18 protein-coding genes and 1 riboswitch are annotated in these 21,029 nt (G+C 69.4%); of the genes, 9 read left to right on the top strand and 9 right to left on the bottom strand.

The annotated features are described in order from the left end of the window. Positions 1-75: 75 nt before the first annotated feature. From ABOD76_RS20365 to ABOD76_RS20355, 3 genes are all read right to left on the bottom strand, one after another. Positions 76-927 carry an SDR family NAD(P)-dependent oxidoreductase gene (locus ABOD76_RS20365; RefSeq protein ID WP_350245545.1) on the bottom strand — a complete coding sequence of 284 codons (852 nt, stop codon included), beginning with the start codon at positions 925-927 and terminating at the stop codon, positions 76-78. Positions 928-929: 2 nt separating this feature from the next. Next, on the bottom strand, positions 930-2,240 hold the full coding sequence (locus tag ABOD76_RS20360) for a family 1 glycosylhydrolase (RefSeq protein WP_350245544.1): 1,311 nt from the start codon (positions 2,238-2,240) through the stop codon (positions 930-932). A 239-nt stretch (positions 2,241-2,479) separates the two neighbouring features. After that, positions 2,480-3,187, bottom strand: coding sequence for a TetR/AcrR family transcriptional regulator (locus ABOD76_RS20355; RefSeq protein WP_350245543.1), 708 nt, complete (start codon positions 3,185-3,187; stop codon positions 2,480-2,482). Between the two features lie 206 nt (positions 3,188-3,393). Here ABOD76_RS20355 and ABOD76_RS20350 point away from each other — a divergent pair, with 206 nt between their 5' ends. The 6 genes from ABOD76_RS20350 to ABOD76_RS20325 all read left to right on the top strand — a co-directional run bounded on the left by ABOD76_RS20350 (position 3,394) and on the right by ABOD76_RS20325 (position 10,936). Further along, complete coding sequence (locus tag ABOD76_RS20350; RefSeq protein WP_350245542.1) at positions 3,394-4,278, top strand: SDR family oxidoreductase; 885 nt, start codon at positions 3,394-3,396, stop codon at positions 4,276-4,278. A 74-nt stretch (positions 4,279-4,352) separates the two neighbouring features. Next, complete coding sequence (locus tag ABOD76_RS20345) at positions 4,353-5,249, top strand: aldo/keto reductase family oxidoreductase (RefSeq protein ID WP_350245541.1); 897 nt, start codon at positions 4,353-4,355, stop codon at positions 5,247-5,249. A gap of 76 nt (positions 5,250-5,325) precedes the next feature. After that, complete coding sequence (locus ABOD76_RS20340) at positions 5,326-6,300, top strand: MBL fold metallo-hydrolase (RefSeq protein WP_350245540.1); 975 nt, start codon at positions 5,326-5,328, stop codon at positions 6,298-6,300. 104 nt (positions 6,301-6,404) lie between these two features. Then, positions 6,405-8,246, top strand: a complete 1,842-nt coding sequence (locus ABOD76_RS20335; protein WP_350245539.1) for a GAF domain-containing protein — start codon at positions 6,405-6,407, stop codon at positions 8,244-8,246. Next, on the top strand, positions 8,170-9,162 hold the full coding sequence (locus ABOD76_RS20330) for a sensor histidine kinase (RefSeq protein ID WP_350245538.1): 993 nt from the start codon (positions 8,170-8,172) through the stop codon (positions 9,160-9,162). The genes ABOD76_RS20335 and ABOD76_RS20330 overlap by 77 nt, the downstream gene beginning before the upstream one ends. Positions 9,163-9,607: 445 nt before the next feature. Then, positions 9,608-10,936, top strand: a complete 1,329-nt coding sequence (locus ABOD76_RS20325; protein ID WP_350245537.1) for a cation:proton antiporter — start codon at positions 9,608-9,610, stop codon at positions 10,934-10,936. 407 nt (positions 10,937-11,343) lie between these two features. Here ABOD76_RS20325 and ABOD76_RS20320 read toward each other — a convergent pair whose 3' ends face one another. The 4 genes from ABOD76_RS20320 to ABOD76_RS20305 all read right to left on the bottom strand — a co-directional run bounded on the left by ABOD76_RS20320 (position 11,344) and on the right by ABOD76_RS20305 (position 16,011). Then, positions 11,344-11,835 carry a hypothetical protein gene (locus ABOD76_RS20320; RefSeq protein ID WP_350245536.1) on the bottom strand — a complete coding sequence of 164 codons (492 nt, stop codon included), beginning with the start codon at positions 11,833-11,835 and terminating at the stop codon, positions 11,344-11,346. A gap of 128 nt (positions 11,836-11,963) precedes the next feature. Further along, complete coding sequence (locus ABOD76_RS20315) at positions 11,964-12,317, bottom strand: hypothetical protein (protein WP_350245535.1); 354 nt, start codon at positions 12,315-12,317, stop codon at positions 11,964-11,966. Positions 12,318-12,634: 317 nt separating this feature from the next. Next, a complete protein-coding gene (locus tag ABOD76_RS20310; protein ID WP_350245534.1) occupies positions 12,635-15,001 on the bottom strand; it encodes an EAL domain-containing protein in 2,367 nt (788 codons plus the stop codon). Then, positions 14,998-16,011: a S8 family serine peptidase gene (locus ABOD76_RS20305; protein ID WP_350245533.1), complete on the bottom strand. Its 1,014-nt coding sequence runs from the start codon at positions 16,009-16,011 to the stop codon at positions 14,998-15,000. Before ABOD76_RS20305 ends, ABOD76_RS20310 begins: the two co-directional genes overlap by 4 nt. A 191-nt stretch (positions 16,012-16,202) precedes the next feature. Then, positions 16,203-16,287: riboswitch (cyclic di-GMP riboswitch) on the bottom strand. 156 nt (positions 16,288-16,443) lie between these two features. On the opposite strand from ABOD76_RS20305, the gene ABOD76_RS20300 reads away from it, so the two are divergent. The 3 genes from ABOD76_RS20300 to ABOD76_RS20290 all read left to right on the top strand — a co-directional run bounded on the left by ABOD76_RS20300 (position 16,444) and on the right by ABOD76_RS20290 (position 19,659). Further along, a complete protein-coding gene (locus tag ABOD76_RS20300; protein ID WP_350245532.1) occupies positions 16,444-18,324 on the top strand; it encodes a tetratricopeptide repeat protein in 1,881 nt (626 codons plus the stop codon). A gap of 209 nt (positions 18,325-18,533) precedes the next feature. Beyond that, positions 18,534-19,391, top strand: a complete 858-nt coding sequence (locus ABOD76_RS20295; protein ID WP_350245531.1) for a phytanoyl-CoA dioxygenase family protein — start codon at positions 18,534-18,536, stop codon at positions 19,389-19,391. Beyond that, a complete protein-coding gene (locus ABOD76_RS20290; protein WP_350245530.1) occupies positions 19,384-19,659 on the top strand; it encodes a hypothetical protein in 276 nt (91 codons plus the stop codon). The genes ABOD76_RS20295 and ABOD76_RS20290 overlap by 8 nt, the downstream gene beginning before the upstream one ends. A 112-nt stretch (positions 19,660-19,771) precedes the next feature. Here the strand turns inward: ABOD76_RS20290 and ABOD76_RS20285 are convergent, their stop codons facing one another. Then, complete coding sequence (locus tag ABOD76_RS20285) at positions 19,772-20,212, bottom strand: CHRD domain-containing protein (protein ID WP_350245529.1); 441 nt, start codon at positions 20,210-20,212, stop codon at positions 19,772-19,774. Positions 20,213-20,259: 47 nt separating this feature from the next. After that, positions 20,260-20,991 carry a cupredoxin domain-containing protein gene (locus tag ABOD76_RS20280; protein ID WP_350245528.1) on the bottom strand — a complete coding sequence of 244 codons (732 nt, stop codon included), beginning with the start codon at positions 20,989-20,991 and terminating at the stop codon, positions 20,260-20,262. Positions 20,992-21,029: the final 38 nt, after the last annotated feature.

Raw genomic sequence — 21,029 nt, 5'->3', positions numbered from 1 at the left:
GCCCGGCAAGATCTGCCGGGCCGGTTTTGGTCTGTGAGGAAGGGCAATGGGTCTGCCGTCTCCCGCTGCCGCCGTTTACAGATGGTCGAGCCGGCCACCGTCCACCACCAGGGCCGCCCCCTGCACGAAGCGCGCCTCGGTGGACGCCAGGAACGCCACGGCGGCCGCCAGATCCTCCGGTTCCCCGACCATGCTCCGGTCCACCTGCTCCGCGCCGCTCCGGACGTTCGGGTTGTCCCACAGCATCGGGGTGTTCACCGCGCCGGGCAGCACGGCATTGACCCGGATGCCCAGCGGGCTGCCCTCGATGGCGGCCGTGCGGGTCAGCGACAGCACGGCCGCCTTGGCCGCCGCGTAGGGCGCGACGAGCGGCGAGGTTTCGACCGCGTGGATGCTCGAGACGTTCACGACGCTGCCGCCCGGCTTCATCACCCGGAACGCCTCCCGGATGAAGTAGAAGCTGCCGAGCAGGTCCACGCCCAGCACCCGCGACCAGTCGGCGCCGCTCAGTTCCACAATTGGTTTGAAGGTCATCAGGCCCGCGTTGTTCACCACCACGTCCAGGCCGCCAAAGCGCTCCACCGTCTGCCGCACGCAGGCCTGCACCTGCTGCTCGTCGCTGACGTCGCATGCGAGCGCGAGGGCGTCCTGCGCGCCGGCCGCCTTCGCCTTCTCCGCGGCGGCCTGGGCCTGATCGGCGTGCAGGTCGGCGATCACTACGCGGGCGCCCTCCTGGGCAAAGCGCAGGGCGGTGGCCAGCCCGATGCCGCTGGCCGCCCCGGTCACCAGCACCGTCCGGTCCTCGAAGCGCCGGGCGCTGACCGCCGGCAGCGGACTCGGGTCGGTTCTGGGAATGGCGCCGGAGGTCGGGTTGGGATTGCTGTGGGCCAGCGGGGGCGACGGCGTGTGCTGCGGGTCTGTGGTCATGCTCACTGCTCCTTGGAGGCCGAAGGCGTGCTCTGGGCGCCCAGCGTGCCGGCCTTGCCCACCACCTGGGCCACCTGCCCGGTGCCGGCCTGCGCCTGCTGGCTGGGCGGGGCGATCGGGAGGCTCAGCACCACGCTCTGCATCGGCAGGACGTCGCGCCATTCGGCGATCAGCTGCTTGTAGGCCGCGCCCACCGGGCGGATGTTGCGGTTCAGGTCATAGAGGCCCAGCGGATTGACCCGGCCGTTGTTCTCGCGCAGAGCGCAGTCCCAGTCCACCTGATCGGTCAGCGAATACCACGTGAAGCCAACGATCGGCACGCCGTCGTTGCGGACGCGCAGCACGTTGGCCCACTCCTTGCGCAGCCAGCAGACGGCCTCGTCACCCTTTGGCCCTTCGGTCATGTTGGTTTCGGTGTGCATCACCGGCAGGCCGTAGCGGTTGGAGTACTGGGTGGTGATGACCGAGTAGCCGTAGATCTCGCCGGACGCGCGCGAGTTCCCGTCGCTGGCCATCAGGTGCTCATTGGTGACGTAATAGTCGTTGCCCATGATGCAGTGGTGCTTCAGGCGGTTGCCCAGAAAAAAGTGGTACTCCTCCCGGGTCATGCCGTGGTCGAGCAGATACTCATACATCTCGGAGCTGACCCGGTGGCCGTAGTTCAGGTCCAGCGACAGAAAGCGGACCTCGTTCATAAATTCGGCCGGGCCGATGGCGGCCGGGTTCTCGGCGTGGAAGTATTCGCTGGACTCGGACTGAATGAAAATGGCGTCCGGGCGCACCTGCAAAATGGCCTTCATCGCCAGAACATTGGCCTTGACCACGTGCTTCAGGGCGGTCACGAACCCCTGGTCGGTGGTGAGCTGCTCGTTCCACCAGCCGTACTTGCCTGAAAAGAGCGCGCAGATGTACATCTCGTTGACCGGGGTATACAGCTGGACCCACGGATAGCGCTCGGCGAAGGCGCGCGCATACCCGGCGAACAGGGCAGGGAAGTCCGGATTCTGGAAGTTGCCGATCCAGTCGGGCACCCCGAAGTGGCACAGGTCCGTGATCGGCACGATGTTGCGGGCCTTCAGATCGGCGTACGTCTGGTCGACGAAGCTCCAGTCGTAGCGCCCGGGGCCGAGCCAGACCCGGTGGATCGGCGGACCGTAGCGCAGGTACTGGATGCCCAGCTCCTGCACCAGCTGGAAATCCTGCTGCCAGCACTCGTAGTGACGGCATTTTTCGAGCTCATCCACGCGCACCCGGCCGTGCTCGATGGTGGGATTGGAGTTCTCGATGCCGGTGGCGAACATGAAGTAGATCATCGGCCCCCTCGGGCAACTGGCCGGGTGAGGCCCGGCCACGGAGGCAGGCACGGTCGGTCGAACCGGCCCGCCTGCCCTTGAAGGCTAGCTGCCGATGCCCAGGGTCAGATTGGAAAGGGTCCTGTGGCCTTCACGAATGCATCAAGGAACCGCCGGACAGGTCAAAAGGACAGCGCACACGGCAGCCGGAGACACAGTTCCGGCGTGGGCTGTGCCAGCGAGCGCGGGCCGCGCATCCTTTAGCTCAGGCGCCGCAACCACTCCAGCAGCAGCGCCTGTTCGGCTGAGCTGAAGGGGGACTCAAGGTCCGGCAGCAGGGCCACCAGTGCGACGGCGTGGGCCGCCACCTGCTGACGTGCCGTGCTGGCCCCGTCCGGTGCCGTGCCCGCCTGGGGCGTGAGGATCACCTGCAGCGCCGCCTCACGCATCAGTGCTGCCAGCTGCGGATCGCGGTCCTGGCTGGCGAGCAGGGTGAGCGTGGTGCCCATGGCCGCCGCGTGAATGATGGCCACGGCCCGTTGCACCCCGGTGGCGAGGCGTCCAGCCTCCGCGACCCGCTGAAGCAGGGCCTGCAGCATCTGAGAGGCCGCCAGTGCGGCGGGCGGTTCCGCCCCCGGTTTGAGCGTGCCGTACATCAGGGTGTAGAGGTGGGGGTGGGCCAGCCCGAACTGCACATGCCGGTTCCAGCCCTCGCGCAGTTCCTCGACCGGATCACTCCAGCCGCCGTGCGCGACCTTGACCTGGAGATAGGTGGTGAAGCCGGCGCTCGCCACGGCGTTGAGCAGGCCCTGCATGTCGCCGAACTGCCGGTAGATGGTGGGCGGCTGAACGTCGGCGGCGGCACTCACCGCCCGGGTGGACACGGCCTCCACACCCTGCGTCTCCAGCAGCGTCAGGGCTGCCTGAAGAATACGTTCGCGGGGGGAGCCGGCGGTCACGGTCGTCATATCTCAATGATAACAGAATCCTGTTATCAGTTTGACATAGCGGTGGTTCGCGGTGTACGTTATCACTGTAAACACGGCGGATGGGCGAAGCGCTCACCCGGCAGACCGGATACGGTGGCGGGGCCATCCCGAAACGCTCCAGGAGCGTCTCTCCCTGAACACGCTGCCCCGCCACATCGCAGACCTCACCCCCAAGGAGCTGGTTCATGATTCTGATCACAGGCGCCACCGGACAGATGGGCACCACCGTCATCCAGCAGCTGCTCACCCGAATTCCTGCCGGACAGATCGCAGCTCTGGCGCGAGACCCACAGAAGGGCGCGGCCCTGACCGCTCAGGGCATTGACGTGCGGATCGCTGACTACGATGACCCGCCCTCGCTGGAGCGGGCGATGGAAGGCATTGAACAGGTGCTGCTGATCGCCGGCACCGACGAGCACAGGCGTGTCCAGCAGCATCGCAACGTCGTGGAGGCGGCGCAGCGCGCCGGGGTCCGGCAGCTGGCCTACACCAGCCGGGACCTGAAAGACCGCACCACCCTGAACAACCAGCTGATGGTTGGCCATTTTGAAACCGAGGACATCATCCGGGCCAGCGGCCTGAACTTCATCCTCTTCCGCAACATCCTGTACATGGATTTTCTCGTCGGTGCCGTGGGCCGGACGGTCTTCGAGACCGGCATCCAGCTTCCAGCCGGGCAGGGCCGGGTGGCCTACGCCCTGCGCAGCGAACTGGGCGAGGCGATGGCGAACGCCCTGATCGACGGCGAGTGGGACAACCGCACATACCACTTCACCGGCAGCGAGACGTGGTCCTTCGAGGACGTCGCGGCCACCCTCAGCGACCTGTCGGGCAAGGCGGTGCGGTATCAGCCGGTCGAAGCCTCAGTCTTCGAGGAGCAGCTGATGGGCCGGGGCGTGCCGGCCGTGCTGGCGGGCCGCATGACCGGATTCCTCACCGACATCGGCAACGGCCAGGAAGACCACGTGACGCATGATCTGGAGCGCTTCCTGGGCCGGCCACCCGTCACGCTCCGGCAGGGCCTGAACCTGCTGTTCAGTCTGCAGGGAGACCCGGTCCCCCAGGCCTGAGGCTGGCCACAAGTGTGCTCTGGACCTTTTGCCAGGACTGACCCCTCACCGTCCCATTCCCCAAGGAGAATCCCATGACTTCCATGACCACACCCGCCACGGCCGCCGGCACCTTCCCCCTCGGAGACCGCAGCGTGAACCGCATGGGCTACGGCGCCATGCAGCTCGCCGGCCCCGGCGTGTACGGTCCGCCGCGCGACCCGGACGCCGCCGTGGCGGTGCTGCGTGAAGCGCTGGCCCTGGGCATCACCCACATCGATACCAGCGACTTCTACGGCCCGCACGTCACCAACCGGCTGATCCGCGAGGCGCTGCACCCCTACCCGTCCGACCTGACCCTCGTGACCAAGGTGGGCGCCCGCCGCCCGGCGGACGGCTCGTGGGTGCCGGCCATGTCCCGGCAGGAGCTGATCAGCGCCGTGCACGACAACCTGCGCCATCTGGGCCTCGACACGCTCGACGTGGTCAACCTGCGGATGATGGGAGACGGCCACGGCCCCTCCGCGGACCCGGTGGAGGAACCGCTGACGGTGCTGGCCGAGCTTCAAGCCCAGGGGCTGATCCGTCACCTGGGGCTGAGCAACGTCACCCCCGCGCAGGTGGCCGAGGCGCAGACCATCACCCGGATCGTGTGCGTGCAGAACATGTACAACGTGGCGCAGCGGGAGGACGACGGCTTCATCGACGACCTGGCCCGCCAGGGCATCGCCTACGTGCCGTTCTTCCCGCTCGGTGGCTTCAGCCCGCTGCAGTCGTCGGTGCTGTCGGACGTCGCCGCGCGTCTGGAGGCCACGCCGATGCAGGTCGCGCTCGCCTGGCTGCTGCACCGCTCGCCCAACATCCTGGTGATCCCCGGCACCTCGTCGGTGCAGCACTTGCGCGAGAACGTCGCGGCGGCGGCCCTCACCCTGCCCGGCGAGGCGCTGGCGCAGCTCGGGGCGATTGGCCAGGCCGCCGACTCACAGGGCTGAGTCGGGCCGCGCTGCATCAACTGTGGGTCAAGAGCCGGTTCATGCCGCCCGCCGGGCCTCAGCGCACAGTAGGGCCATGTTTGAGCGCCTGGGGTCCACCGCCGACGGTCCACCCGACCATCCCTCCATCTTCGGCGGGCACGAGCCGCTCGCGCCCGCCGTGATCCGGGTCCGGCTGCCGCTCGCCAACGCCTTTCTGATCGGTGAGCAGGACAGCGGGTGGGTGCTGGTGGATACCGGCGCGCCCGGAAGTGCCGGCATGATTCTGAAGGCCGCTGAAGCCTACTTCGGGCCGGAGGCGAAACCGCAGGCGATCGTGCTGACCCACGGGCATCTGGACCACATCGGTGGGCTGTTCACGCTGCAGCGGGTCTGGCCGGACGTGCCGGTCTATGCTCACGAGCTGGAGCTGCCGTACCTCACCGGGCGCTCCGCCTACCCGCCGCCGGACCCATTGGTGGGGGGCAGCATGAGTGCCGTGTCCCCGGCGTTCGTGCCGGGTCCGTTCGATTTTCAGCCGCGTGTTCAGGCGCTGCAGGCGGGCGGACTGCCGGCGGCGCTGGCCGGCTGGCAGGTGGTCTTCACGCCGGGGCATGCCCCCGGCCACATCTCGCTGTGGCGGCCGGAAGACCGGCTGCTGATCGCCGGAGACGCGTTCGTGACCACCGTGCAGGAGTCGCTGGGCGCGGCCCTGTCGCTCCGGCCCCGGCTGGTCCACCGGCCGCCCGCCTACTACACCCCGGACTGGGACGCCGCCCGCGAGTCGGTGCGGCACCTCGCGGCGCTCCAGCCGGCCCTGGCGGTCACAGGGCACGGGGACGCGATGGGGGGCGAGGACCTGAGGACGCAGCTGGACCGGCTGGCCCAGCACTTCGATCAGGAGGCGCGGCCAAAACGCGGGCGCTACGTTACGGAGCCGGCCCGGACCGACGCGTCCGGCGTGGTGTCGCTGCCGCCGGTGCCGCTCACCGGCCGACTGCTGCTGTGGGGCGGCGTGGCCCTGGTGCTGACCCTGCTGTGGAGCCGCCGGACCCCCCGACGTACGCGCTGAGCTGCCTCAGCCTGTATCCTGGCTCGCCATGTTCGCCCCGGCCCGCCCTCTCTCTGCCGGTTCCTTGACAGCACCCGAGGTGAGCGGTCCGCTATGCTCCCCGCATGTCCGATCCGTCCTGGACGCCTGAGGACCGCTCCCTGACCGCATGTCTGGTCGCCGTGGCCGAAGCGTTGACCGCGCCGCGCGATCAGCGCGAGATTTTCGACGTGGTGCTGACAGCGGGGCTGGGTGTGGTGGAGGCCCGCTGGGGCGCCGGGGTGACGCTGAACGGCGATCAGCTGAAGGTAGCCTCAGTCCACGGTCAGGCCTTGAGCCCTCAGGAGCTGCCCGACCTCGGGAGCGCCGTGCGCCGGGCCTTGCAGCTCGGTGAAGCGCTCATCGAGCCTGACGAATCTGCCGGGTTGCTCGCTGTCCTGCCGCTGATGCTGAACGGTTCGCCCCTGGGGGCGCTGGTGTTCGCCGTTGCTGCGCCGCACCAGCTGACCCCGGACACCCGTCAGGGGCTGCGGGGGCTCGCGGCCCAGTGCGCGGGGGCGCTCGGCCGGGCCCAGCTGACCGTGGACCTTGAGCGGCGGATGGCGGAAGGGCAGCGTCGCCTGGAGCAGGCGAACACCACCGCGACCGTGCTGGCGGCCCTGGGCGACGCCCTGCAGCGGGCCTCCACGCCGGACGACGTGGCGCACCTCGCCCTGGCTCAGCTGGGCCCGGCGCTGCACGCCCAGGTGATGCTGGTGGTGCGGCTGGACGGCGACCGGATCAAACTGCCGGTGATCTGGGGCGACCAGACCGCCCCCATCTCGGCGTACATGACGCAGCCGGGCCTGACGCTGCGCGACACGCCGCTGCTGTGGCGGTCCCTGCGCCAGGGAACGGCGGTGTACCTCGACGATTACCGCTCCGAACTGGACGCGGTCCGCAGCCTTCCGCCGCTGGCCTGCGCCATCGAGCCGATTCGTTCGCCCGGCCAGGAGGTCGAGGGGTTCCTGGTGATGTGGCGGGACCGCATGCCGGTGGGCTGGCCGGAGCAGGACCGGCAGCTGCTGGCGCGGGCGGCGGGCACCATCGGTCTGGCCCTGGAACGCGCGTCCACGGCGGCCAGGATGGAAGAGGATGCCCGCGCCTACGGGGCCTTCGTCGCCTTTACCGAGGCCACCGGCACCCAGACAGATATTCTGGCGTTAGCCCGGCAGGCCACCGAGGTGCTGTGCTCGCGCTTTCCCGACGCCACGGCCGGCTACTCCGAATGCGAGCAGGGGCTGTGGAAGCTGAAAGTCTGGAGCGGCGAGGTGGACGAGGCGCTGCTCCCGCTCCTCCAGGCGGGTGTGCCAGAAGACACCCCGCTGTTCGCCGAGATGCTTCGCCGGGGCGAGGCGGTGTTTCAGGACGGCTGGGAGCCGGACCGGGAGGCACTGCCCCACAGCGGCGCCTACGGTGCGGCGGCCAACGTGCCGCTGCTGGTCAACGGCGAGGTGCGCGGCGTGCTGGGGGCCGGGCTGCGGAACACCCGGCAGTGGAGCGAGCCGGACCGGGCGCTGATGCAGGCGGTGGGACGCCGGGCTGACCCTGGCCCTGGAACGCGCCGAGCAGACCCACCGGCTGGAGCTTCAGAACGCGGCGCTGGATGCCCGCACCCGCGCCCTGGAGGGCTTTGCCGACCTGTCGCGCGATCTGGTGCTGGAACAGGACGCCGTGGCGCTGGTGGGCCGGGCGCAGGAGATTCTGGTGGAACTGCTGCCGTCCAGCATCTCGACCTACTACGAGCCGGAGCAGGGCCGCTGGCGCCTGCGCTCGTACCGGGGACAGTTCCGGAACCCCAGGCTGCTGGACGCCTTCCAGCGCGGGCTGCCGCGCGGTGCCACCGTCAACGTGGACCGTCCCTACGACACCGGCGCGCCGTACTACCAGGACCACTACGACCCGGCAACCACCAGCGTCGTGCGTGACGAGGTGAGCGTGATCCGCAGCAGCGCTTCCTTCCCAGTGCGGCAGGGTGCGGTCACGCGCGGGGTGCTGGTGGTGGGCCTGCACGAATTGCGGCCCTGGTCGTCCATCGAGCGGGTGTTGCTCGAAACGATCGTGCGCAGCCTGGGCCTGGCGCTGGAGCGGGCGGAGAGCGTGTCGCACTTGGCCGAGGAGCGCGGGAAGCTGCGGGCCGCCAACGAGGAACTGGAGGCGTTCGCCTACTCGGTCTCGCACGACCTGCGCGCGCCGGTGCGGCACATGATCGGCTTCATTCAGCTGCTGCGCCGGCATCTGGGCGACCTGCCAGATGCCCGGGCGGCACGGTACCTGACGGTGGTGGAGGAGGCGGCCGGGCGCATGAACGTGTTGATCGACGCGCTGCTGGAGCTGTCGCGCACCTCGCGTGCGGACCTGCGGCTGGAGCGGGTGGATCTGAACGCTCTGGTGGCCGGCGTTCAGGCGGACCTGGAACCGGACCTGCAGCACCGCCGCGTGACCTGGGACGTCGCGCTGATGCCAGCGGTGACGGGCGACGTGGAACTGCTGCGGCAGGTGATGACGAACCTCCTCGACAACGCGCTGAAATACACCCGGACCCAGAACCCGGCGGTCATCCGCGTGTGGGCCGAGGACCGGGACCACGAATGGGCCGTGCTGGTGAGCGACAACGGCGCCGGCTTCGATCCGCGGAACGCCCCGAAGCTGTTCGGTGTGTTTCAGCGGCTGCACCGGCAGGAGGACTACGAGGGCGTCGGGGTGGGGCTGGCCAATGTGCGCCGCATCATCACGCGGCACCAGGGGAGCGTCTTCGCGCAGGGAGCGGTAGACCACGGCGCGACCTTCGGGTTCACCCTGCCCAAGACGGTGGTGAATTCCGGAGCGCTGTCCTCGGCCTGAGGCACGAGCCGGGCAGGCTGCGCCCAACAGAGGGCGTTGTCCAGCGACCGTCCTGATCTCCACTCCCAGGCCCAGGCCGCTGCTCCTTCACCCCTCAGCAGAGCCGACCATCACAGAACTCAAAGAGGGGAGCTGGTCGGCTCCCCTCTGTCTGGCGCGGGCGGCTGGGCTCGAACCAACCTGCCACCGACCTTGGCCCGCTCGCACGTCCGTTTTGTGAAGGTGGACGCCCCCCTTCGGCCTGTCCGGATGGACGGCTTCGACCGGGCTCAAGTATCGTGCTGGCGCGGGCCGGGCAGATGTGGCCCGCGCCCCGGCCAGTTGATCCGTTTCAGGTCCTGCCTGTGATCTGGCTCAAGCCAGGGTGGGGCCAGCGCTCACGCTGAACTCAGGATTGGACATCGCGTCCGACTGTCTGTCGTGGTTGCGGTCGATAGAGTAGGCCATGCAGTCCGGTGAGCTCCTGGGCATCTTCACGACGCTGGTGGCGTTGCTGTCGTACCTGAACAGCCGGTACTGGCGGCTGCCGCCTACCATCGGCATCCTGCTGGGCGGGTTGGCGATGGCGGCAGTGGTGCGGGCGCTGGACCTGCTGGGCCTGCCGCCCGGCCCCCAGGTGCGCGCGGTGGTGCAGTCGCTGCCGTTCGACACGCTGGTGCTGCAGGGGCTGCTCGGCTTTCTGCTGTTCGCCAGCGCCACCCAGCTGGACGTCCGGGCGCTGATGCGGGAGCGGCGGGCGGTGGTCGCGGCCACCCTGCTCACCACCCTGATCACCATGCTGCTGATCGGGACCGGGGTGTACCTGCTGCTGCGCCTGATGGGGCCGGCGGTCTCGTGGACGCAGGCACTGCTGTTCGGCGCCATTATCGCGCCCACCGACCCGGTGGCCGTGCTTCCGCTGTTGCGCGCCGCCCACGTGCCGCTGCGCATTCAGACGCTGATCGCGGGCGAGTCGCTGTTCAACGACGGGGTGGGCGTGGTGGCCTTCACGGTGCTGGTCGCCGCCACGCCGCCGAATCCCGAAACGGTGACCGCGCTGGGTACGGTGCTGCTGTTCCTGCGCGAGATGCTGGGCGGCCTGCTGCTGGGCGCGCTGCTCGGCTGGCTGGCGGTGCTGCTGCAGCGGGGCACCCGAGACGAGAACACCCGGCTGCTCGTCACGCTGGCGCTGGTGGTAGGCGGTACGGCGCTGGCGCAGCGGCTGGAGGTCAGTGCGCCCGTCACCGTGGCGATGAGTGGCCTGACCCTGGTGGCCCTGCTTCAGCTGTGGCGGCGCCGCGCAGCCCAGAGCGGGCAGCTTGACCGGCTGTCCGGCGAGGAACGGCATGACCTGAAGCGGGCACGGCTGCGCATCATCAGCTTCTGGAATTTCGTGGACTACATCGTGAACGCGGCCCTGTTCACGGTGATGGCCTTCGAGGTGCTGATCCTGAGCGTCACCGCCCAGTTGTGGCTGCTGATCCCAGCGGTGATCCTGATCACCCTGCTGGCCCGGACCGTGGGTGTGTGGGTGCCGCTCACGCGGCTGGCCCGCCGCCAGCCATTCATGCCGTACACCCGGCGTCTGATGATCTGGTCCGGGCTGCGCGGGGGGGTGAGCCTTGCGCTGGCCTTCAATCTGCCGGACAGTCCGGTGCGGAACATCTGGTTGGTGTTCACCTACGCGCTGGTCGTGTTCAGCCTGCTCGTGCAGGGGCTGACCATCCCGCTGCTGGCCCGCCGTATCGGACGAGCTGCAGGCGAGGCCGATCCGCCTGCTGCGCCCCTCACCTGATGGGCAGGTCACGGTCGGTCGTCGCCGCGGCCGGAGCAGGGTTTAGGCGCCTGTCAGCGTACGCAGCAACGTGTGAAGGACCATCCGGGTGCACGCCTGGTGGCAGGGCGTCGGCCCCCAACGGGTTGTGGTTGTAGAGCCCAGTGACGCCCGGCAGGGTGAGTGCCGGGCCGTCGTCACGACAGTCAAAGGTGTGGCTGTAGAGCAGTGCGAGACTGTTGGGCAGCTTGGAGTCACACCGGTGGATGGAAGTTCCAGTTACTGAGCGGTTGCCGACGCCCGTGATGTTCGGTCACCCATCGAGCGCACGGACGGCACAGTGGAAAGCCCGACTCGCGCGTGCCTGATCAGGGCCGTTCTGATGCCTGCAAATGAGTGGCACAGGCCTACTCAAAGGCACCTTCGGTTCAGGCGGAGTGGGAATCCAGCCGCCCGGCCGCGTCCAGGTCCTGCTCACGGCGGTACAGTGACAGGAACAGCAGCAGGCCCAGCCCGCTCATGGCCAGCGGCGCACTCAGCGGTGCCGGACCGTTCAGCAGGTTCGGTGTGGCTGCCGGTAAGCCCAGGAGGGGCCGGGCGCCTGCCTCCAGCGGGGCGGCGCTCTCGTTGGCGCGGCCTGCATGGCGCAGTTCCGGCTCCACCTTGCTGTGTTCCAGGGCGCCGTACAGTCCTGTCAAGGTAAGCAACACCGCCACGACGCGCAGGAAGGTGCGGGTCCAGCGGCGCTCATGGGTGAGGTAGAGCAGGGTGGTCAATACCGTGCCGCCAATCGCCACAAAGGGAATCAGCTGACCGGGGCCATACCAGTGCGCCACGGCGGCGAGTTCGGCACCGAGCCCCAGCAGGCCCAGCACAGTCAGACCCATCAGGGCGCGGCGGATGATCAGCAGGGTGGGCACAAGGCTCCTTGAAAGTGACGGGGGCTGGGGCAGGGGGATCTGCTGCGTTCCAGACGGTAGACCGTCTACCCGGGGTCCGGCACTCTGGCCTCAGCTAGACAGCGGTCCGGCCGACAGTACCGCCCGCTTCAGGAGGCCTGCAGCTTCGTCAGGGCCTGCCCCAGCACCGAACGTACCATCCGCTGCACCAGCAGCTCCTGGCGCCCGTGCCGGAAGTCGGCCGGACCGGCCACGCCCAGCGGTCGCCGCGCCGAACGGGCCTGCGCCTCCACGAAGTGGTGCACGATCACCCGGCCCTCGTCGCTGGTGAGCGTCTTCTGCCGCCAGCGCACGTCCACGCCTGCCTGCTGCAGCTGCGCCAGCCGCTCGCGGTCCCGTTCGCTGAGCAGCTGTTCCCAGTGGTCGGTGATGCTGGTCTCCTGTGGACGGTCGGTGGTGAGGGGCAGCGCAACAGTGGAGGAGGCAATGGAGGAGAACGTCATGGGTTCAGGGTACGGATGACCTAAGGCTGGAAGCGCTGCAGCGGCTCAAGGCCCCTTCAACTTGCGGGGGCGCCCGATTGCTCAACGGACGCTAAGCAACACGTGCCGTTAGCGAAACTGGCGAATTAGATCTCGCTCCAATGCCGGTCCTGAACGGGAAAGCCCAGCGCCATGAGCGGGACCGCCATGAAGCACAAGCTCAGCAGCGTAACCCGCAGCGGTTCGGCTTGGTACCGGTTCAGACCGTTAGCCCCGCGACACGGCCTACTGTCCGCCGCGTCCACCCGATGGCCCGCTCCATCTCACCCATGAAATGTTCAGTGCGCTGCTTCCGCCACACCGAGCCGGGCCTGCAGCGCCGGCAGGTCCAGCGGGGCCGAGATCAGGAAGCCCTGCAGATTATGGACGCCGATCTCGCGCAGCTGGGCCTGCTGTGCCTGAGTCTCCACACCCTTGGCCATCACCTCCAGGTCCAGCGCGCGGGCCAGATGCACCACCGCCGCCACCAACGCACCACCGCGTGTTCCGCGGTCCAGCCCCTGCACCAGCGTCCGGTCCAGTTTCACCGCGTGGACCGGCAGCCGCTGCAGCCCTTCCAGGTGCGTGTGGCTGCCGCCGAAATCATCCAGGGTCAGCCGGACGCCGGTCTCGCGCAGAGCGGTGAGCGCCTGCCGGGACCGCTCGGGCGCGCGCGCCACCACGTCCTCGCGCACCTCCAGCGACAGCCGCGCCGGCTCCAGGCCCGCCTGTTGTACGGCCCGCTGAACCAGTGCCGGCAGGCCCGGGTCAGCCAGCTGCCGGGCCGAGACGTTGACCGCCAGCCTCAGGCCCGGCAGGGTCGCCAGCTGGGCACACGCCTGGGTCAGGGTCCACTCGCCCAGCGGGAGGCTCAGGCCACTGCGCTCGGCCAGCGGCAGGAACTGGTCGGGGGTGACATTGCCGTACACCGGACTGCGCCAGCGCAGCAGCGCTTCCGCCGAGTGCCAGCGCCCGTGGCGGTCCTCCAGCGGCTGGTACAGCAGATGCAGCTCCCCGCCGCGCACCGCCCCGTGCAGCGCCGACTCCAGCGTGGCCGGCGCGAGGGCGGTGGGGTGGGTGCAGCGTTCGTAGTCGCTGCCCCGCGCCTTGGCCCGGTACATGGCGTGGTCGGCGCGTTCCAGCAGGGCGGCCATGCTGGTGCCGTCCTCCGGGTAGCGGGCGAACCCCAGGCTGGGGCGCATGTTCAGCTCCACGCCGTCCAGGAAGAACGGCTCACTGAAGGCCTGACGGATCTGCCCGGCCAGCTCCCGCAGCTGGTGGTCGTCGGCGTCCTCGGTGAGCAGCACGAACTCGTCGCCCCCGGTGCGGGCCACCGTCTGCTGCGGCCCCAGCACCGCCGACAGCCGGGCCGCCACGCCCTGCAGCAGCAGGTCGCCGACGTGGTGGCCGTGCGTGTCGTTGACCGCCTTGAACTTGTTGAGGTCCAGCGCGCCCAGCGCGAGCTGACCGCCGCGCCGGGTCGCGGCTTCCAGCGCCGTGCGGGTGCGTTCGGCCAGCAGCAGCCGGTTCGGCAGGCCGGTCAGGGCGTCATACAGCGCCAGCCGTTCCAGCTCGGCCAGCCGGGCCGCCTGCTCGCGTGCGTGCTGCTCGCGGGTGGCGCGTTCCAGCTCGTAGCGGGCCTGCTCCCGCTCCAGCCGGACCCGCGCCTGATCGAGCACGCCGCGCGCCACCAGGTCGCGGGTGCGCCGCTCGCCCTCGGCCCGCAGCACCTGCGTCTCGGCCTGGTGTGCCTCTTGCAGCGCCTCCAGGGTAGCGGCCGGATCGCCCCGCTGCGCCACGCCCCTGGCCCTCAGGGACAGCGCGCGGGCATGGATGCGGGCGCGCTGGCCCTGCCGCGCGCTCCGGCAGGCCTCGTCCAGCAGCCGCAGGGCGTCCTCCGGCAGCCCCAGGTCCAGCAGCACCTCGCCGGCGCCGCAGCAGGCATCCAGGCGTGCGTCCAGGTCGCTGCCCGCCTGTTGCAGCGCCTCGGTGAAGGCGTCCAGCGCCTCGGTCAGGCGGCCCTCGTCGCGGCGCAGCTGGCCCAGGCCGTGCCAGGCGCAGGCGGCCACCGCCCCGGCGCCCAGCGTCAGCGCCTGCTGCAGCAGCTCCCCGGACGCCGCAAACGCCCGCTGCCGCCGCAGCAGGTCCGCGTGGTTCACCGCAATCACCGCCTCCCCGAACGGATGCCCGGCCTGCCGGATCAGCGCCAGCGCGCGCCGGTACTGCGCGCCCGCCTCCTCGTGGGCGCCCAGCGCGTCGTGGGTCCGGGCCAGGTTGGTGGCGATGCTGGCCACCCGGGCGGGCGTGCCCTTCTCCGCCACGGCGTCGGCCTGCAACAGGTATTCCAGCGCGGTGTTGTGGCTGCCCAGTTCCAAGTGCACCGCCCCGATGTTGCACAGCACCACCCCCACGCCCTCCGGGTCCTGCAGCTGCTCGCGCAGTCGCAGGGCCTCGTCCAGATGCACCAGAGCACTCTGGCTGTCGCCCTGGGCGTGTTCCAGACCGGCCAGCCCGTTCAGCGCGTCGGCCAGCAGGGCGGGGGCAGCTTCCCGGCGGGCGGCGCTGACCGCCTGCTCGAACAGCAGCACCGCCCGCCGGTCGTCGTGGCCGCGCTGCTCGCGCGCCTGATGCAGCAGCGCCTCGGCGGCGTTTGTCTGGCCAGTCATCGGAAGAGGGTGGGGACGTCCAGCAGCGTTCCACCCTGCAGGCGTGCGGCCAGGGTGCGGGCCTCCTGACCCTCGGCCAGCGCCAGCGCCAGCACGCCGCTCACCACCGGAGCGGCAAAGGAGGACCCGCTGGCGCTCACCTGCCGGCCGCCCGGGTAGGCGGTCTCCAGCCCCACCCCGGGCGCCTGCACCTCGCCGCCGCGCGTGCTCCACCCGGGCAGCTGGCCCGCCGCGTCCACCGCCGTCACCGAGACGCCCAGCTGACCCAGCCGGTTGTGGCCGTCCAGGCTGCGGGCGGGGGACAGCGGCGTGTCGCTGCCGTCATTGCCACACGCCGCCACGATCAGCACGCCCCGGCTGGCCGCCGCCTGCAGCGCGGCCCGCACCCCCTCGTTGGGGACCGGCGCGGCGACGCTCAGGTTGATGATCTGCGCTCCGGCGTCCGTGGCGTACCGGATCGCCTGCGCCACCTGCGCGGCGCGGCCGGAGCCGTCCGGCCCCAGCACCCGCAGCGGCAGGATGCTCGCCCGGGGCGCCACCTGACGGATCACGCCGGCCACGGCCGTGCCGTGCCCGTAGGCCACGCCTGACGCCTCCTGGCCCTCCGAGGTGTCGTGGTCACCGTCCACAAAGTCGCGGCCCGGCAGCAGCGCCCCCTGCAGCAGCGGATGGCTGGCGTCCGCGCCGGTGTCGATGACCGCGATGACCACGCCTGCCCCGGCGTGGGGCGCCAGCGCCCGGGCTTCATCCAGCCGGATCAGCTGGAGCGCCTGCCGGTTGCCGGGCGCCGGCTGAACTGCACCCTCATTCCACCAGCGGACCCCCTCGTTCCACCAGCGCACCCCCTCGGACCACCACGTGCCGTTCGGTGGTGGCCGGTCGGTCAGGGTGGCGCCGTCCGCATCGGCGGATACGCTCTGCGGGGTCAGCAGCGGCGCAGGCGGGGAAGTGGGTCGTCCACACGCGCCGAGCGCGAGGACGGTCAGGGCAAGCAGGCAGAGTCTGGACAAGGCAGGGACCTCCGGTCTGGGGGACCGGCCGGGGCCGGTCGAGGAACAGGGCAAAGGGAGAAGACCGGGAGACGGTCGGCGTTCGCGTCAGGTGTGGGGAAGACAGAACGGCGGATGGTGCATGGGTTCTCCTGAATGCCCTGCAGGCGCCCTTCCATACGGAAGGGGGGAAGACGCCGCCCACAGGCAGCTGGTCAGATAGCCGGTCGCACCACTGGCTCCACGCGTCCCAGGTGCCCGCATACGGGACCGCGCTTCATCGCCTCTATCAGCCAGGTCCGAAGAGAACTGTGCTGATGGCGAGATGATACAGGTCGCCTTTCCTGCCCTGCAAGGCGTGAGGTCAGCTCGGGATTCTTCATCATCTGGTGGCCCTGCCTGGGGGTGGAACGCGGGCCGCCGGGGTGCGCTAACGTGAAGGGGCGAGCCGCCATGACTGACGCGTCCCCGCTTTCCTTTCCAGACGCCCTGCCGGATCAGCTCCGGATTGATGAGCTGCTGGCCCAGGCCAGCGTGCTGGAAGCGCAGGATGGAGCGCAGGCCCTGGACCTGCTGCAGCAGGCGCATGCCCTGGCGGCGCAGATCCAGGACCCTACCCGCGCCGGCCGCGGTCTATTGCAGTGCGCCACGCTGGAGTGGCGGCGTTCGGCCTACGGGGCGGCCCGGCAGCATGCCGCCGAGGCGCTGGCGCTCTTCCGGCAGACCGGCGACCGTGCGCAGGAGGCGTGGGCCCTGCGGCTGCTCGGCAACATCCACGGGGTCCAGAGCGAGTATGGTCCGGCCTCCGAGTTCCTGCAGGCGGCGGCCACCCTCAGCCGCGCCACCGGCAACGCCGCATGTCTGGCGTCCTGCCTGAACAACCTGGGCATCATCGCCAATGACCTTGGCGATTATGCTGCCGCACTGGAGCACCTGTTCGGAGCGCTTCAGACCTATGCGCCGGGCGACCAGCACATTCCCTCGACCCTGAACAACATCGCGTCGCTGCACCGAAAGCTCGGGCAGCATGAGCGGGCGCTGGAGGTGCAGCAGCAGACGCTGGCGCTCGCTGGGGATAGAGACGGCGAGGCGCATCCGCTGATGGCCACCTTCCAGCACAACCTGGCCGAGACGCTGCAGAAGCTCGGCCGCCATGCGGAAGCGCTGCCGCTGCTGGACACGGCGTTGCAGCGGACGCAGGCGACCGGCGACCGGCTCACGGCCATGATGGTGTACGACAGCCTGGGCCAGTCGCACCACGCGCTGGGGCACGACGAGCAGGCCCGGCAGCAGTACGACCTCGGCCTGGCCCTGGCCGCCGAGGTAAAGCAGCCGCTCGCCGAGGTGCGGTTGCGGATGCACTGCGCCGCGCTGCAGCCGTCTGGCCAGCTTGAGGCGCTGGAGCAGGCCCTGACGCTGGCGGAGGCCACCGGCCTCAAGGCCGAGCAGCTGGAGGTGCATGACCTGCTGGTGACGCTGCACCGGGAGGCGGGCGCGTTCGGGCCGGCGTTGCAGCACTCGGAGCGTGCGCGTCAGCTGGAGCGGGAGCTGTTCAACGCGGCCCAGGACCGGCGGGCGCAGGCGCTGCAGATCCAGTACGAGCTGGACCGCACCCGCGAGCTGGCCCAGGCCCAGCAGGCCCTCAACGAGCAGCTGAAGCAGGCCAACGAGGAACTTGACGCCTTCAGTTACAGCATCTCGCACGACCTGCGGGCACCGGTCCGGCACATCGCCGGGTTCGCCACGCTGCTGCGGCGGGCGCTGGGCCCCGACGCCAGCCCCACGGCGCTGCGGCATCTGGGCGTAATCGAGGGCGCGGCGGAGCGGCTCAACACGCTCATTGACGTGTTGCTGTCGTTCGCCCGGCAGGCACGTCAGCCGTTGCAACGCCGCGCCGTGGACCTGGGGCAGCTGGTTGGGGAACTGCGCGCCGAGCTGGCTCCGGACACGCAGGGGCGGGTGGTGCGGTGGGAGGTGGGGGCGCTGCCGGAAGTGCAGGCAGACCCGACGCTGCTGCGGCAGGTGCTGATGAACCTGCTGTCCAACGCCCTCAAGTACTCGCAACCCCGTGCCGAGGCGGTCATCACGGTATGGGCCGAGCTGGGCGAGCACGGCTGGGTGATCTCGGTGCAGGACAACGGGGTGGGCTTCGACCCGAAGTACCGCGAGCGGCTGTTCGGGGTGTTCCAGCGGCTGCATCCGGCGAGCGAGTTCGAGGGGGTGGGCATCGGGCTGGCGAACGTGCAGCGCATCGTGCAGCGGCATGGCGGGCAGGTGTGGGCCGAGTCGCAGCTGGGCCAGGGTGCCACCTTCCGCTTCTCCCTCCCCGCCTGACGGGGGGCAAGTGTCTGCTCCGGGCTGGTGGCGGAAATCCCTGGGGTGCAGGGGGTCTTAACGCCGGTCCAATCTGGATTTGACAGGACCCCGGCCCGGCGTTCAGGATGGGGCCATCCCGCTTCGGTCTCGTTGTGCTGCTCTGTCTTCGTCGCCCATGGCGGGCCTGTTCCGGCGCGCTCTGCGTCCGGACCTCCAGAGGAGGAACCATGAACTCAATCACCGCTGACACCACGGCCCCGGCCCCGACCGAGGCCACGTATGATCCGGCCACCATCATGGGGGCCATCTATGGCGACGGCATTCTGGGCCTGAAGGGTGCTTTTGACCGGGCCTACATCCAGCAGCTGGGCGACGACATCGGCCGGCTGTACACAGAGGCGCTGCAGCGGCCCGGCGGCGCGGTGGGCCGCGGCACCAACCGGCACTACGTGGAAATTCACCCGGAAGACATTCACGGCTTTGTGGAACTGGTGACGCATCCGTGGGTGGACGCGGTGTGCCGCACCGTGCTGGGGCCGGATTACAAGATTGTGGAGATCGGCTTCGACGTGCCGAACCCCGGCGCCAAGGATCAGCCCTGGCACCGCGATTTCCCGGCCGAGGCCACCACGCTGGTCGAACGCCGCCTGGATTCGCTGGCGTTCAACCTCACCACCGTGGACGTGGAGGAGGACATGGGGCCGTTCGAGATCGCGCCCGGCACCCAGTGGGATGATCCGTCGTCCTACGACCACGGCATGTTCCCGCCCAGCTCGCTGTATCCGCGGTACCTGTCTCGCGCTCAGCGCAAGTACCCCAAGATGGGTGACATCTCGGTGCGCTCGGCCCTGACGATCCACCGCGGTACCGCCAACCACTCCAACAAGGCCCGGCCGGTGCTGGTGCTGGGTGTGGATGCGCCGGGCGCCGGCCACCACGAGAAGCACGACCTGCAGTTCAGCGAGCGCTACTACCAGACGCTGCCGGAGTCACTGCGCCAGCACCTGATCTGCCGGGTGGTGCCGGAGCTGGAACCGATCATGCAGGGCCACACCATCGAGGGCCTGATGATGGGCGATGCCTGAGGTGACCGGCACAGAGCAGGCGGCCGACCCCAACCGCTTCAGCGCCGAGTTTGGCGGTTCACCACTCTCCGGGCGCATCACCGCGCTGGAAGGTAACGGTGGCTACATGCGTGTGCAGTTCAACGCGTCCGGGCCAGCGGAGATCGCGGTTGGAGAGGAGGGTGTGCTGGAACTGCATGACGGCGCCCGCTTCCGCGTGGCAGTGGTGGAGGCGCTGCCCGATCAGGAGTCGGGCAGCTACCGCGTCAAGCTGGTGGGCCGCGGCTGAAATGATAAGAGGGCCGGTAAAGTCGGTTCCTTGATCCCGTTTTCTCCCGGCTCGTCCCAAGAACAACCCGGACCCCGCACTGTCGCTGGGGTCCGGGTTGCTCTTGTCATGCTCAGCCCTTGGTCATCTTGACCGGTGCACAGATCGGCACGACGCTCGGATCGCTGGCGTAGTGCACGTTGATGTACGCGCCCATGTCGCCCATGATCTTGGCCATGTCGGTCGTCAGGGTCACGCTGGCGTTGCCGCTGGCGTCGGCCGTGAAGTTCGGGAAGCCGACCGACACCGGCCCGTTGGAGGCGCAGGGATCGGTGCTGGAGTCCGGACCGAACGCGTGATAGTGCGCGATGTAGGCCTTGTTGGGGGTGAGGCCCATCAGGCTCAGGGTGGTGGACATGCCCGCCGAGCCCGCCATGACCTTCGCCGAGCCCATCGCGCTGGGATCGGCGGCGTTGGGGTTGTGCTTGAAGGTGTAGGTGGTGCCGCCCATGCCGCCCATCATCGAGCAGGAGCCCAGCAGCATAACCATTCCCGCGCCCATCACAAGTTTCATTCCGTTCATTGTGTCCTCCTGTACCGCGATTTGAATTTGACGTCGCCTCAGCGATTGGTCACGGTGATTGTGGCGCTCATGCCTTCGTGGAATGAGCAGTAGTAGGTGTAGGTGCCCGGCTTGTTGAACGTGTATCGGTATGTGCTTCCGGGATTGAGGGTTGGAGAGTGGAGGTCCGGAAGATCCACAGAAATCACGTTGTGGCTGACCTGTCCGTCTTCAGTCCAGGTGACGGTGGTTCCGGCCTTCACGGTGAGCGTGGCGGGCATGAACGTGTTGTCCCGGATGCTCACATGGACAGCGGCGGGAGTCGCGGAAGCGGCGGACGGAGCGGCGATCAAGGCTGCGCAGAGCGGCACCACCGCCGGGTCTATGCTGAGCCTGATGTCGATGTAGGCGGCTTCAGGGCCGGCGAGCCGCGCTGTGGCGGTTCGCATGCTGAGGGTGGCCCGTCCCTGAGCGTCTGCCGTCACCGGTGGAAGGGTGGAGGTCACCGCGCCACCGGACAGACACGGGTCGCCTGAGGCCGTGTCGCCGAGCCGGTGCACCTGGGCGATGTACCGCGCTGCCGGCGTGAGGCCGCTGAGCGACAGCATCAATCCGGAGGTGCCCGGCGTGGTCGGGCTGACGGTCATCACACCTGTGGCGGCCGGGTTGACAGTGGAGGGGGTATGGCGGAAGGCGTACTCCTTCACGGGTGCAGCGACGACCAACCCCAGCGCGAGCACAGCAGAAAGCATGACCTGGCGGGCGACTGCCTGACCCTGAACGCGCCTCATCGTTGACCTCCTGATTGGATATATGCACCCGGAGCATA

It is taken from the genome of Deinococcus sonorensis KR-87, assembly GCF_040256395.1.
Taxonomy (GTDB): Bacteria; Deinococcota; Deinococci; order Deinococcales; family Deinococcaceae; genus Deinococcus; species Deinococcus sonorensis.
The sequence above is the reverse complement of the archived record's forward strand: the minus strand, read 5'-3'. Positions and strand labels throughout refer to the sequence as shown.